Raw genomic sequence first — 13,542 nt, forward strand, 5'->3', positions numbered from 1 at the left:
AAACAACTGTGATATTCATTTAATTCACTAGTATTTTCATATTACTATTCATCGATAACGCTCGATTTAAAATACAAATCAATTTGACACAATGACTCCAAAATGCGACATGGCTAGTTGCAAATACCCGCCCTCCTTTTAAGATTTATTTAGAAATAATAATTTCCAAGTGTTTCTTAAGTGGAATGGCCTCACGACCATTCAATAGTTTTCCAACGGATGGATGGGGCTCATGAACACAACTTATCGCTCGCTCTGGAACGAATCCCTTGGCGCCTGGGTAGCGGCGTCGGAAAACACCCGTGCCTGCGGCAAGCGCGGCGGGAGTCGCGCCGCGCTTTCGTTGCCTCCGTCGGGGCGCCTGCGCGCGGGGCTCATGACGGCGCTGCTGGCGATGGGCGGGGCCGGATGGTCCTCGCTGGCGCAAGCGCAGTCGGTGGACTGCAGCGGGGCGCCTTTCAACGCGTACAACGACACCGCTTCATGCATGGGCCTCAGCTCCAAGGCTTCGGGGATCGGGGCCACGGCGCTTGGTTCGCTCTCGCAAGCCCAGCAACTCGGCGGGCTCGCAGTGGGGTACAACGCCCTCAGCTCTGCACAGAATTCCATTTCTCTGGGCTTTCAGGCCTATACCGCGGGCGTCAACTCCATCTATCTGGGCGCCCGCACCGGGCCCACCACGGGCGCACTGGGTGGGGGCTCCATCGGAATCGGCACGGACGTGACAGCAAGCGGCGGCAATGCCATCGCCGTTGGCAGTCAGGCCCTCACCAGCGGGGATAACGCAACCTCCATCGGCGTTACCGCGAGAGCAACCGGGTTGCGCAGCCTCGCCCTTGGATTCCAGGCAAATGCGGCCGCATTGGATTCCGTTGCCCAGGGCAACACCGCAACCGCAAGCGCTCAGAACGCCATCGCCGTCGGCTTCCAGTCGATCGCGTCCCAGCTGAATTCGGTCTACATCGGCTCGCGTACCGGCGCGGGAACGGGGGCCACCGCAGTCGGCGCCGTTGCCATCGGCACGGATGTGACGGCGTCCCAGCTCAACACCACAGCCATGGGCTTCCAGAGCCAGGCGACCGGACAAAGCGCAGTGGCTGTCGGGTCGACTGCGGTCGCTTCGGGTACCTCTGCAATGGCGCTGGGGACGGGCACGCTCGCAAACAACGTCAATGCTGTCGCGCTCGGCGCTTCCGCCAATGCCACCGCGGCCGGCGCCAGCGCCCTCGGCACCTTTGCCAATGCTTCGGGAGCGAACTCCACAGCGGTCGGTGTCAGCTCGACGGCCAGCGGCTTGCGCGGGTTCGCTGGCGGCTGGGGGAGCAACGCCGTAGGCGCCGATGCCGCAGCCATCGGCACGTCGGCCAACGCGGCAGGAACAAGCTCGGCAGCGCTCGGCAACCTCGCCAATGCTTCGGCGGATTTCTCGCTGGCCATGGGCAATCAAGCCCTCTCGAGCGGAGTCGGCTCGGTCGCGGCGGGGTCGGGAGCCAACGCCGCGGCCGACGGGACCGTGGCGATGGGCAACAACGCTGCGGCAACCGTCACGCGCGCAACCGCACTGGGATTCGGCACAGCAGCGAGCGGCCAGAACGCTACTGCAGTGGGCGCACTCGCCAATGCGTCCGCAGCGCAGGCGGTCGCTATCGGCAACAGCGCCAATGCCTCGGCGCTCAATACGATAGCGATGGGCACCAACACCGTCGCCGACTCCGCCGATGCAGTCGCGATCGGCAACAGTTCCAGGGCCACCGGCGGCAAGGCGGTGGCCATCGGCTCCGGCAACGTCGCCAGCGGCAATGGCGCCGTGGCGATCGGCGACCCGAACACTGCAACCGGCAACGGCGCGATCGCGAATGGCCTGGACAACACCGCCACCGGCAACGGCTCTGTGGCCATGGGCAACACCAACAAGGTCGGCGGTGGCGGCCAGGATGTGAGCGTGCCCGGCACGGCGGCTCAGGGCGCAGTCGGCATCGGCTACCAGAACACCGTGGTCGGCCAGGGCAGCGTGGCCATCGGCAGCACCAGCAAGGCGCTGGCTGCGGGCGCGGTCGCGTTCGGCGACACGGCGGTGGCGAACAATGCTGGCGACGTGGCGCTGGGCTCGGGCTCCACGACGGACGTGGCGGTCGGCACGCCCAACGCCGTGGTCGGCGGCACGACCTACAAATTTGCCGGCACCACGCCGACGAGCACGGTCAGCGTCGGCGCTTCGGGTGCGGAGCGCACCATCACCAATGTCGCGGCTGGCCGCATCTCCGACACGTCGACCGATGCGATCAACGGCTCGCAGCTGTTCGGCACGAACCAGCAGGTCACGAAGAACACGAACGACATCACCAACATCAACGCCGGCGCGGGCATCAAGTACTTCCACGCGAACTCGACCCTGCCCGATTCGCAAGCGGTGGGGACGGATTCCGTCGCCATCGGCCCGAACGCGGTAGCCAACAACGCCGGCGCCGTGGCGCTGGGCTCGGGGTCCACGACGGACGTGGCAGTCGGCACGGCCAGCGCCGTGATCGGCGGCACGACCTATAACTTTGCCGGCACGACACCGGCCTCGACGGTGAGCGTCGGTGCAGTGGGTGCCGAGCGCACGGTCACCAACATGGCGGCCGGCAGGCTCTCCAACACGTCGACAGATGCGGTCAACGGCTCGCAGCTGAATGCAACGAATCTGCAGGTCACCAAGAACACGACCGACATCACCGTCCTTGGCAACACGATCAACGACATCAACACCGGCGCGGGCATCAAGTACTTCCACGCCAATTCGACGCTGGCCGACTCGCAGGCGCTGGGGACGAATTCAGTCGCCATCGGACCGAACGCAGTGGCCAACAACGCTGGCGACGTGGCACTGGGCTCCGGCTCCACGACGGGCGTGGCAGTCGGCACGGCCAGCACCACCATCAACGGCACGACCTACAACTTTGCCGGCACTACGCCGACGAGCACAGTCAGCGTCGGCGCGGTGGGCGCCGAGCGCACGATCACCAACGTGGCGGCCGGCAGTATTTCCGGCTCTTCGACCGATGCCATCAACGGCTCGCAGCTGTTTGCCACCAACCAGTCGATCGAGAACCTCAGCACCACGGTCACAGCCAACAAGACCAGGTACTACAGCGTCAACTCGACCGGTGGCGGCAACGAAGACAACCTCGGCGCGACTGGCGCCGATGCCATCGCATCGGGCAAGGATGCGAGTGCAACTGTCGCCGGCTCCGTGGCCCTCGGTTCAGGCTCCGTCTCCGACCGCGCAGTCGCAGGCAGCACCGGCAACATCCCCGCGGGCAGTTCGCTGATCCCCTTCAACACGACCGACCGTACGCTGCTCGGCGCCCTCTCTGTCGGCAGCGCCACCACCTACCGCCAGATCACCAACGTGGCCGACGGCACGCAGGCGCAGGACGCCGTCACGGTGCGCCAGCTCAGCGGCGCGCTGCAGTCGTTTGCGGTCACGCCCATCCAGTACTTCCACGCCAACTCCACCGCGGCCGATTCGCTGGCCATCGGCACGGAGTCGGTGGCGGTCGGCCCGCAGACGGTGGTCAACGGCAACAACGGCGTGGGCATCGGCAACGGCGCCATCGTGCAGCAGAGCGCACCGGGCGGCATTGCAATCGGCCAGGGTGCAACCTCGCACCTGGCCGACTCCATCGCGCTGGGCACGCAGTCGTCGGCCGCCGCGGTGCAGGGCGTGGCGCTGGGCGCGGGCACCAGCGTGACGCAGGCCGGCGGCGTGGCGCTGGGAGCTGGCTCGGTGGCTTCGACTGCGGCAGGCGTGGCAGGCTATGTGCCGCCCACCGCCACCGACGCGCAGCGCATCGCCATCGGCGCGACCACCAGCACGCTGGCGGCCGTGTCGGTGGGCAATGCCGCCAGCGGCCAGTTCCGCCAGATCACCGGCGTGGCCGCGGGCACGGCCGACAGCGACGCGGTCAACGTCTCGCAACTGCGGGGCGTGCAAGGCCAGGTGGCAGTGATCGATCAGTCGACGGTCAAGTACGACACCAACGCGGACGGCACGACCAACTACAACAGCGTGACCATGGGCGGCAGCAATGCCACCGGCCCCGTCACGGTGCACAACGTGGCGCCGGGCGTGGCGGGCACCGACGCGGTCAACGTCAACCAGCTCAATGCGGTCAGCGGCGGCCTGAACAACCGCATCAATGCCCTCAGCGACCGCCTCGACGGAGTCGAGAAGAACGCCTATGCAGGCGTTGCCGCGGCCATGGCGCTGCAGATGCCCGGAAGCTACGTTCCGGGCAAGACGGTCATGCGCATCGGCGCGGGCTCCTTCAAGGGCCAGAGCGCGGTGGGCGTCAGTTTCCGGCGCACATCCGAGAACAACGCCTGGAGCATCACCGGCGGCGTGGCCACCAGCCGTGCCGGCGTGGGCGCCACCGTGGGCGCGGAATGGGTCTTCAACTGATCGCCGTACGAATGAACTGGACGAACTCCATCATGAACAAGCTTCTTCAAGCCAAGGCCCCTTTCACTGTTCTCTGCCTCGCAGCACTGCTGGCCGGCGGCTGCGCCAGCCCGAGCTACACCATCACGCCGGAGATGCAGGCCCGAGCCGCTTCGGAGAACCCGGCGCCGCCGAAGGACGAGGACTTTCCCGCGCTGAACTCGGCCAAATGGCAGCAGGGCACGTTCCCGAGCCTCGAGGCCTTGCGCAACATGCGCACCGGCCTGGGCAAAGACCAGGTACGCGAACTGCTGAGTTTTCCGCACTTCAGCGAAGGGCTGGGCGGCGTGCGCGAATGGAACTACATCTTTCACTTCCGCACGGGTGCGGGCCCGGAGTACATCACCTGCCAGTACATGGTTCGCTTCAATGCAGACGTGCTGACCAACGGGATGTACTGGAAGGGGCCGGGCTGCGCGGATGTGCTCAAGCCATCCGTGGTGACGAGGCCTGCCGCGGCCGCTCAGCCGGCGGTTGCTCCTGCGAAGACGACGCTCGGTGCCGACGGCCTCTTCCGCTTCGACGGCCGCTCGCTGGCCGACTTGCTGCCTGAAGGGCGACGCAAGCTGGACGCCCTGGCAAGCGACATCAAGGGCAGCCTCAAATCAGTGGACACGATCAGGGTCACTGGCCACACCGACCGGCTCGGCAGCAGCACCTACAACCAGGCACTCTCGCTGGCGCGAGCCAACACCGTGCGCGACTACCTCGTGCAGGCCGGCGTGTCCGCGCAGAACATGCAGGTGCAGGGCAAGGGCGAATCGGAACCGAAGGTGCAATGCGCGCAGACACGGCGGGCAGAACTGATCGACTGTCTTGCTCCGAACCGCCGCGTCGAGATCGAGGTCTTCGCGCAGCGATGAACTCTTCGGCGGGCCTCGCATACTCATTCATCAATACGAAGGAGGTATAAAAAAGCATCTCGAATGAGTATTTCCAGATATGGATTTGTCTCCCTAGGATGCGCCCACAACTATCAGGAGACGAGACATATGAAGAGGATCACCACTCTGGCTTTGCTATGGGCCGCCGGCTTGCAATGCACCATGGGCGCTGCGTTTGCACAGAGCGCGCCCTGGCCCCAACGAGCCATCAAGATCGTGACGCCAACGCCAGCCGGCGTGGGCTCCGACATCTTCGCGCGCAGCTATGCCGACCAGCTCTCGCGATTGCTGAAGGTGCCCGTGATCGTGGAGAACAAACCGGGCGCACTGTCGACCATTGGCACGGACGCGGTGGCCAAGGCAACGCCCGACGGCTACACGGTGCTGTTCTCGACGAGCAACCCGTTCACGATGACGCCGTTTCTCCTCTCGAAGCTTCCCTACAACCCGAAGGAAGATCTTGTGCCTGTGACGCAGGCACTCAAGGGCGGCTCATTCATCGTGGCGAACAACGCGGTGCCCGCGCGCAATACGGAAGAACTGGTCGCACTGGCCAAGCGCCAGCCGGGGCATGTGAGCTTCGCGTCTTACGGCTCGGGCAGCACATCACACCTGGGCTTTGAGCTGCTGCAGGAAGCAGCGTCCATCGAGATGCTGCACGTTCCCTACAAGCAGGGCGCCATGCCCGATGTGATCGGTGGGCAGGTGATGCTGGGCTTCGAGCCCCCGATCTCGGCATTGCCGAACATCAAGGCGGGCCGGGTGAAGGCACTGGCCTATACCGGCAGCCAGCGCAGCGCGGCACTGCCCGACGTGCCGACCGTTGCAGAGCGCTATCCCGGTTACGACGTGTCGACCTGGCTCGGCTTCTGGGTGCCCGCGCGCACGCCCGAGGTCATCGTCGAGCAATTGAACCGGGCGATCACCACCGTGACGCGCTCGCCGGAGATGGCGCGGCAGATCGCCGATGCCGGGCTGGAGCCGATGACGACGAATTCCGCCGACACCCGCGCCATCATCGAACGCGAGGCCCAGACCATGGGCCGGCTGATCAAGGCCAAGGGCATACGCATCGACTGACGATGTCCCGGCGCGGCTGAACGAACGCCGCTCCCATTCTTCTTCTGAGGTTTTCACGCCGTGGTGCTTGCAGCGCAAGCACCGCGCGCCGACACGCGCCGACACGCGCCAACACGCGCCATTTCCGCACGCCATTTCTACAACGAGGAGACACGCATGAAGACAACAACCACCCCACCCTTTCGCCGCCGGCTGCCGCACACCATTGCGGGCGCGCTCTGCATCGCCGCCAGCGCTGGCGCGACAGCTCAATCGAGCGTCCAGCTCTTCGGTACGCTGGACATGAACCTCACGTACACGAAGAGCGACGGGCGCTCCGTCAAGTCGATGGACCAGGGAGGCAACATCTTCCCCAGCCGGCTCGGCTTTCGCGGCACGGAGGACCTGGGCGGCGGGCTGGCCGCGAGCTTCTGGCTGGAAATGGCACTGCTGCCCGACACGGGCGAGGTCCAGGGCGTCGGCTTTCACCGGCGCTCGACGGTGAGCCTGTCGCACAACAGCGTCGGCGAGCTGCGGCTCGGGCGCGACTACACGCCCACGTTCTGGAACATCTCGCAGTTCTCGCCCTTCGGCACCGTGGGCGTCGGCGGCTCTGCCAACATCGTCGAAGGCTGGCCCTTCGGCCTCGGCGGCGCACGCACGCTGGCGCGAGCCAACAACTCCGTGGGCTACTTCCTGCCCAAGGGCCTGGGCGGCTTCTACGGCCAGGCGATGTACGCCCTGCCCGAAGGCGAGGACGGCGCCCGCTACCGCGGCGGGCGGCTGGGCTGGACCAACGGCACGGTCGATGTCGCGGCTGCCTACGGCGTGACACCGGTCGGCCCCAACGACTACAGCGTGGCGAGCCTGGGCGGCACCTACGACTTCGGGCTCGCAAAGCTCTACGCAAACTACTACCGGCAAAAGACCGAGGGCGACAAGCAGGTCAACGTGATGCTGGGCCTGGGCGTGCCGGTCGGCCCGGGCGTGATCAAGGCCTCGGTGGCACGCTCCAACCGCTCCGGACCGGGCATCGACAGCGACGACGCGACGCAATATGCCGTCGGCTACGTGCACTACCTCAGCAAGCGCACCGCGCTGTACGGCACCTACTCGCTCGTCCGCAACCGCGGCAATGCGGCCTACACCGTTGCCGACTCGGCACCGGCCAGCACGCCGGGACGCGCAGCGCGCGGGCTGCAGTTGGGCATTTCGCACAACTTCTGATCGGGTCAGCTGCAAGAAAAAAGCCGCAGTGAAAAATCACTGCGGCTTTTGATAGTGGCTTTGCCAGCAGAAGAATGAAAGGCCAGAAGGCTTTCAGCAATCAACCGCTTGCAAGCGTATTTGGAGGAGAGGGAGGGATTCGAACCCTCGGTACTATCGCTAGTACGCCTGATTTCGAGTCAGGTACATTCGACCACTCTGCCACCTCTCCGGTGCTGTCGAGCCTGCGATTATAGCAGACAAAAATTGGGCTTTTGAAGCTCCCTGCGATCAACCGCGCAGAACTTCGAGCCCGCCGAGGTACGGACGCAACGCCGCAGGCACGTTGATCGAGCCGTCCTCGTTCTGGTGGTTTTCCAGCACGGCCACCAGCGTGCGGCCCACAGCGAGGCCGGAGCCGTTGAGCGTGTGCACGAGCTCGTTCTTGCCCTGCGCATTCTTGAAACGCGCCTGCAGGCGGCGCGCCTGGAAGGCCTCGCAGTTCGAGACGGAGCTGATCTCGCGGTAGGTGTCCTGCGCCGGCAGCCAGACTTCGAGGTCGTAGGTCTTCGTGGAGCCGAAGCCCATGTCGCCGGTGCACAGCAGCACGACGCGGTACGGCAGCTCCAGCGCCTGCAGCACGGCTTCGGCATGGCCGGTCATCTGTTCGAGCGCGTCGTAGCTCTTCTCGGGATGCACGATCTGCACCATTTCGACCTTGTCGAACTGGTGCTGGCGGATCATGCCGCGCGTGTCGCGGCCCGCGCTGCCGGCCTCGGAGCGGAAGCACGGCGTGTGGGCAGTGAGCTTGATCGGCAGTTGCGACTCGGCCACCACCTCGTCGCGCACGAAGTTGGTCAGCGGCACTTCGCTGGTGGGAATGAGGTACAGCGCCGAATGGTCGGGCGCGGGTTCGCCGTCCTGGCCGCCCTTCTTCGCGGCGAACAGGTCGCCTTCGAACTTGGGCAGCTGGCCGGTGCCGCTGAGCGTGGCGGCGTTGACGATGTAGGGCACGTAGCACTCGCTGTAGCCGTGCTTCTCGGTCTGGATGTCGAGCATGAACTGCGCGAGCGCGCGGTGCAGGCGGGCGATCGGCCCCTTCATGACGGTGAAGCGCGAACCCGCGAGCTTGGCGCCCATCTCGAAGTCGAGGCCGAGCGGCGCGCCCAGGTCGACGTGGTCCTTCGGCGCGAAGGCCAGCGGCGTGGCATTGGCGCCGGCGCCGCCTTGCGGGCTCCAGCGGCGCATTTCGACGTTGCCTGTCTCGTCCTCGCCCACCGGCACACTGGCGTGCGGCAGGTTGGGCACGGCGAGCAGCAGCGCGTGCAACTCGGGCTGGATTTCTTCGAGGCGCTTCGATTGCGACTCTTGCTCGGCCTTCAGCGCATTGACCTCGGCCATCAGCGCATCGACCGACTCGCCCTTGGCCTTGAGCGGGCCGATCTGCTTGTTCAGCGTATTGCGGCGCGCCTGGATTTCCTCGGTGCGGGTTTGCAGCGTCTTGCGTTCGGCCTCGAGCGCGGTGAACGCCGACACGTCGAGGTACGGCTGGTTCTTCTTGCGTTTTTCGAGGCCGGCCACAGCGGAGGCCAAGTCTTTGCGGAGCAGGGTGATGTCAAGCATGGGGGGATTTTAGGTGGGCGTAGCATCGCGGTCCCACTGACCCACCTCGAAGGGAAAAACGATGGAAGCCTATCTGACATTCAACGGCAATGCCGCCGAAGCGCTCGCGTTCTATGGCAAGGCGCTGGACGGCAAGGTCGTCTTCAGCATGACCTTCGGCGAAAGCCCGGCGGGAGCCCAGACGCCGGCCTCCTACAAGGACAAGATCATGCACGCCACGCTCGAGGCCCGCGGCCACAAGCTGATGGCCTCCGATGCGCCACCCGAGTGGCCTTTCGAGGGCTACAAGGGCTTTTCGCTATCGGTGCAGGCCGACAACGTCGACGAAGGCAAGAAGCTGTTCGACGCGCTCGCCGAAGGCGGCAAAGTGACGATGCCCTACGGCCCGCAGTTCTGGGCCACGGGCTTCGGCATGCTCACCGACAAGTTCGGCGTCGCCTGGATGGTCAACTGCGAGAAGTAAGAACCGATCAGGCAACCGTCGCAGGATCGACGTTCGCCCCGCAGACGATCAGGCACACCTTCTCGCCTTCGCGCGGCACGTAGGCGCCGGTCTGTAGTGCAGCGAGCGGCAGCGCGGCGGCCGGTTCCACCGCCAGCTTCAGCTCTTTCCAGAGCCACTGCTGGGCTGCGCGGATGGATTCGTCGGACAGCAGCAGCGCGTCTTGCACCTGCTGCTGCGTGATCTCCCAGGAAATGGCACCGATGCGGCGTGCGCCGAGCGAATCGGCCGCGATGCCGCCCACTTCCACGTCGACCGGCTCGCCGGCTTCGCGGGCACGGAGCAGCGTGGGCGCCTTCTCGGGCTCGAGCGCCACCACGCGGGCGCGCTTCTCGAACCAGCCGGCAAGGCCGCCGATCAGGCCGCCACCGCCCACGCTCACGAGCACCGAATCGGGCAGCCCGCCCTGCTGCTCGATCTCGCGGCCCAGCGTGCCCGCGCCGGCCACCACTTCGGGCTGGTCGTAGGCGTGCGTGAGCAAGGCGCCGGATTCCTTCTGGCGCGTCAGGCAGGCGGCCAGCGCATCGGGGTACAGCTCGCCGACCACGACCACTTCGGCCCCCAGCGCACGCAGGCGCGCGCGCTTGGCTTCGGGCGACACGCCGGGCAGGAACACCTGGCAAGGCACACCCAGCGCACGCGCAGCGGCGGCCGTGGCAATGCCCGCATTGCCACCCGAGGCCACGACCACGCCGCTTTGCGGAATGTCGTTGGCCAGCAGCCGGTTCATCATGCCGCGCGCCTTGAAGCTGCCGCTGACCTGCATGTGCTCGAGCTTGAGCCAGATCTCCGCACCCGGCACCGCGATGCCTAAAGCGCTTGCCGGCAGCTTCCACAGCGGGGTTTCGCGCAGGAAGTGGCCGGCGCGTTCGCTCAGCCTTCGGGCGGCGCTGTCTATTTCAGAGCGCCAGTCGGTTGTTTTCGTATCGTTCAAGAGATGTGTCCTGGAGGCGGAATGTCGTCGAGCTTGAGGCCCTTGGGGAGCGGAAACTTGATGGTTTCCTCGATGCCGTCCATCTTGCGGACCGACACCGCGCCGAACGCGCGCACGCGGTCGATCACCTCGCGCACCAGCACTTCGGGGGCCGAGGCGCCAGCCGTGAGGCCGATGCGCGTCTTGCCCTCGAACCACTCGGGTTTCAGCTCTTCGGCCGAATCGACCATGTAGCTCTGGGTGCCCAGCCGCTGCGCCAGTTCGCGCAGCCGGTTGCTGTTGGAGCTGGTGGGGCTGCCGACCACGATAACGAGGTCGACCTGCGGGCTCATGATCTTCACCGCGTCCTGGCGGTTCTGGGTGGCGTAGCAGATGTCCTGCTGCTTGGGCTCACGCACCTCGGGAAAGCGCGCGCGCACCGCGGCGGCGATCTCGGCGGCGTCGTCCACGCTCAGCGTGGTCTGGGTGACTACCGCCAGCTTGGAGGTCTGCGCTGGCGAGACCTTCGCCACGTCACCCACGTCCTCTACAAGGTGGATGCCGCTCGACAGCTGCCCCATCGTGCCCTCGACCTCGGGGTGCCCCTTGTGGCCGATCATGATGAACTCGTAGCCCTCTTTCGCGAGCTTGGCCACCTCGACGTGCACCTTGGTCACCAGCGGGCAGGTGGCGTCGAAGATCTCGAAGCCGCGGTCGCGCGCCTCCTGCTCCACGGCCTTGCTCACGCCGTGCGCGCTGAACACCAGCGTGGCGCCGGGAGGCACGTCGGACAGTTCCTCGATGAAGATCGCGCCCTTGGCCTTGAGCTCGTTCACCACGTAGGTGTTGTGCACGATCTCGTGGCGCACGTAGATCGGCGCGCCGAACTTGGCGATGGCACGCTCGACGATCTCGATGGCGCGGTCGACGCCCGCGCAGAAGCCGCGCGGCTCGGCCAGGATGACTTCTGAGATCTCGGAGTTCATAGCACCCCGATCAGCTTCACTTCGAAGGTGACGGGCTGGCCGGCCAGTGGATGGTTGAAGTCGAAGCGCACACCGGTCTCGTTCGACTCGATCACCGCGCCGGCGTAGCTGCCGGTGCCGTCGGGCGTGGGGAACTGCACGACGTCGCCAACGGCGTACTGCTCGTCGGGGTCGCCCATCTGCGCGAGCAGCTTCCTGGCCACCCACTGCTGCATGTCGGGGTTGCGGTCGCCGAAAGCCTCGCCTGCGGGCAGCTCGAAGGTGGCGTGCGTGCCCTCTTCCAGGCCCATCAGGCGCTGCTCCATGGCAGGAGAAAGCTCGCCGGTGCCGAGCGACAGGGTCGCGGGTTTGTCGGCGAAAGTATTGATGATGTCGCCCGCCGGGCCGGCCAGCCGATAGTGCAGGGTCAGAAAGGAGCCGGAAGTCACGACTTGGGACATGGGGGCAGCGGAGGTAGGCAAAGACAAGGTGGGTGTCCCGATAAACTGGGCCTCATTTTAAGGACCGGGGCTTCCACCCGGCTCCGCCAAGGTTTCACCCCAGGGTTTCATGTCATTCAAGGATCTCCCCCTAGACGCCCGTCCCCGCGAAAAACTCATCTCGCGGGGAGCGTCCGCGCTGGCCGATGCCGAGCTGCTGGCCCTGCTGCTGCGCACCGGAGTTGCGGGCAAGAACGTGCTGCAGCTGGCGCAGCAACTGCTCGAGCGCTTCGGCGGGCTCTCGGGGTTGCTGCACACCGGCGCCGAAGACCTCAAGGCCGTCAAGGGCATGGGCGGCAGCGCCAAGCGCTCCGAGCTGATCGCCGTGCTCGAACTGGCACGCCGTGCCATGGGCGAAAAGCTCAAGGAGCGCGCGGTGTTCGACTCGCCCGGCGCAGTGAAGCAATACCTGCAGTTGCACATCGGCTCCTGCTCCTATGAAGTTTTCGCGGTGGTTTTCCTCGACGTGCAGCACCGCATGATCGCGCTGGAAGAAATGTTCCGCGGCACGCTCACGCAGACCAGCGTCTACCCGCGCGAGGTCGTCACGCGCGCCATCCACCACCAGGCCGCGGCCGTGGTGCTGGCGCACAACCACCCGAGCGGCAACATCGAGCCCTCGCGTGCCGACGAGTCGCTCACGCAAACGCTGCGAGCCGCCCTGGCGCTGGTGGACGTGCGGGTGCTCGACCACATCATCGTGAGCCCCGGGCAGAGCTTCTCGATGGCCGAGAGAGGGCTGCTCTGATGGGCTCGCGCGCTCCCTCGCTCAAGAACCTCGCCGACCTCAAGCAGGTGCAGCGCGCGCTCGCCGAAACCCGCGAGCGCGAAGCCGCCGAGGCAGCCGCCAAGGCAGCGGCCGAACGCAAGCGCGCCGCCGAGAAAGACCTGTTCGCCCGAGCCATCGGCGCCACCGAACCATTGCGCCGCAAAGCCGCCGTGCCGCTCGCACCGGAGCCGCCCGCGCCCATCCCCGTGCAGCACCAGCTCGACGAGCAGCGCGTGCTGCGCGAGTCGCTCTCCGACGAGTTCGACGTGACCACGCTGCTCGACGTGGACGACGCCATGAGCTTCCGCCGCCCCGGCATCGGCACCGATGTGACGGCGCGGCTGCGCAAGGGCGACTGGGCGATCCAGGCGCAGGTCGACCTGCACGGGCTGCGCAGCGACGAGGCGCGGGAGGCGCTCGGCGGCTTCATCCGCACGGCCTACAAGCAAGGGTTGCGCTGCGTGCGCGTGGTGCACGGCAAGGGGCTGGGTTCGCCGGGCAAGCAGCCGGTGCTGAAGACCAAGACCCAGCGCTGGCTGATCCAGAAGAACGAAGTGATCGCCTTCGTACAGGCCAAGCCTGCTGAAGGCGGGGCCGGCGCCCTCGTCGTGCTGCTGGCGCCCGCGCGGCGCTGAGCC

11 protein-coding genes and 1 tRNA gene are annotated in these 13,542 nt (G+C 66.2%); 7 read left to right on the top strand and 5 right to left on the bottom strand.

The window, feature by feature from the left end:
* Positions 1–232 precede the first annotated feature (232 nt).
* The 4 genes from BLW48_RS27480 to BLW48_RS27495 all read left to right on the top strand — a co-directional run bounded on the left by BLW48_RS27480 (position 233) and on the right by BLW48_RS27495 (position 7,653).
* Complete coding sequence (locus BLW48_RS27480; RefSeq protein ID WP_093178616.1) at positions 233–4,444, top strand: ESPR-type extended signal peptide-containing protein; 4,212 nt, start codon at positions 233–235, stop codon at positions 4,442–4,444.
* Positions 4,445–4,476: 32 nt separating this feature from the next.
* Positions 4,477–5,346, top strand: coding sequence for an OmpA family protein (locus BLW48_RS27485; protein WP_256330951.1), 870 nt, complete (start codon positions 4,477–4,479; stop codon positions 5,344–5,346).
* Positions 5,347–5,475: 129 nt separating this feature from the next.
* Positions 5,476–6,447 carry a Bug family tripartite tricarboxylate transporter substrate binding protein gene (locus BLW48_RS27490; RefSeq protein ID WP_177142427.1) on the top strand — a complete coding sequence of 324 codons (972 nt, stop codon included), beginning with the start codon at positions 5,476–5,478 and terminating at the stop codon, positions 6,445–6,447.
* Between the two features lie 156 nt (positions 6,448–6,603).
* The gene (locus BLW48_RS27495) at positions 6,604–7,653 is read left to right on the top strand and encodes a porin (RefSeq protein ID WP_093178622.1); all 1,050 of its coding nucleotides are present in this window, start codon (positions 6,604–6,606) and stop codon (positions 7,651–7,653) included.
* A gap of 121 nt (positions 7,654–7,774) precedes the next feature.
* Here the strand turns inward: BLW48_RS27495 and BLW48_RS27500 are convergent.
* Both BLW48_RS27500 and serS read right to left on the bottom strand, forming a co-directional pair.
* Positions 7,775–7,864: transfer RNA gene (locus BLW48_RS27500), tRNA-Ser, on the bottom strand.
* Positions 7,865–7,923: 59 nt separating this feature from the next.
* Positions 7,924–9,255 (bottom strand): serine--tRNA ligase, encoded by a 1,332-nt coding sequence (gene serS / locus BLW48_RS27505; RefSeq protein WP_093178624.1) that lies wholly within the window; start codon positions 9,253–9,255, stop codon positions 7,924–7,926.
* Between the two features lie 61 nt (positions 9,256–9,316).
* Here serS and BLW48_RS27510 point away from each other — a divergent pair, with 61 nt between their 5' ends.
* Positions 9,317–9,718, top strand: a complete 402-nt coding sequence (locus BLW48_RS27510) for a VOC family protein (protein ID WP_093057964.1) — start codon at positions 9,317–9,319, stop codon at positions 9,716–9,718.
* A 7-nt stretch (positions 9,719–9,725) separates the two neighbouring features.
* Here BLW48_RS27510 and BLW48_RS27515 read toward each other — a convergent pair whose 3' ends face one another.
* Genes BLW48_RS27515 through BLW48_RS27525 form a run of 3 tightly spaced genes read right to left on the bottom strand, consistent with a single transcriptional unit; the run spans position 9,726 to position 12,096 of the window.
* Positions 9,726–10,691, bottom strand: coding sequence for a threonine/serine dehydratase (locus tag BLW48_RS27515; protein ID WP_093178626.1), 966 nt, complete (start codon positions 10,689–10,691; stop codon positions 9,726–9,728).
* Complete coding sequence (gene ispH / locus BLW48_RS27520; protein ID WP_093057966.1) at positions 10,688–11,656, bottom strand: 4-hydroxy-3-methylbut-2-enyl diphosphate reductase; 969 nt, start codon at positions 11,654–11,656, stop codon at positions 10,688–10,690. The genes BLW48_RS27515 and ispH overlap by 4 nt, the downstream gene beginning before the upstream one ends.
* On the bottom strand, positions 11,653–12,096 hold the full coding sequence (locus BLW48_RS27525; RefSeq protein ID WP_093057967.1) for an FKBP-type peptidyl-prolyl cis-trans isomerase: 444 nt from the start codon (positions 12,094–12,096) through the stop codon (positions 11,653–11,655). Before BLW48_RS27525 ends, ispH begins: the two co-directional genes overlap by 4 nt.
* A gap of 109 nt (positions 12,097–12,205) precedes the next feature.
* Here BLW48_RS27525 and radC point away from each other — a divergent pair, with 109 nt between their 5' ends.
* Together radC and BLW48_RS27535 are read left to right on the top strand one after the other, a co-directional pair.
* Entirely contained in the window at positions 12,206–12,883 is a 678-nt protein-coding gene (radC, locus tag BLW48_RS27530; protein ID WP_093178628.1) for a RadC family protein, read from the top strand.
* Positions 12,883–13,539, top strand: coding sequence for a Smr/MutS family protein (locus BLW48_RS27535; protein ID WP_093057969.1), 657 nt, complete (start codon positions 12,883–12,885; stop codon positions 13,537–13,539). The genes radC and BLW48_RS27535 overlap by 1 nt, the downstream gene beginning before the upstream one ends.
* Positions 13,540–13,542: the final 3 nt, after the last annotated feature.

This window comes from Variovorax sp. YR266 (genome assembly GCF_900107295.1).
Taxonomy (GTDB): domain Bacteria; phylum Pseudomonadota; class Gammaproteobacteria; order Burkholderiales; family Burkholderiaceae_C; genus Variovorax.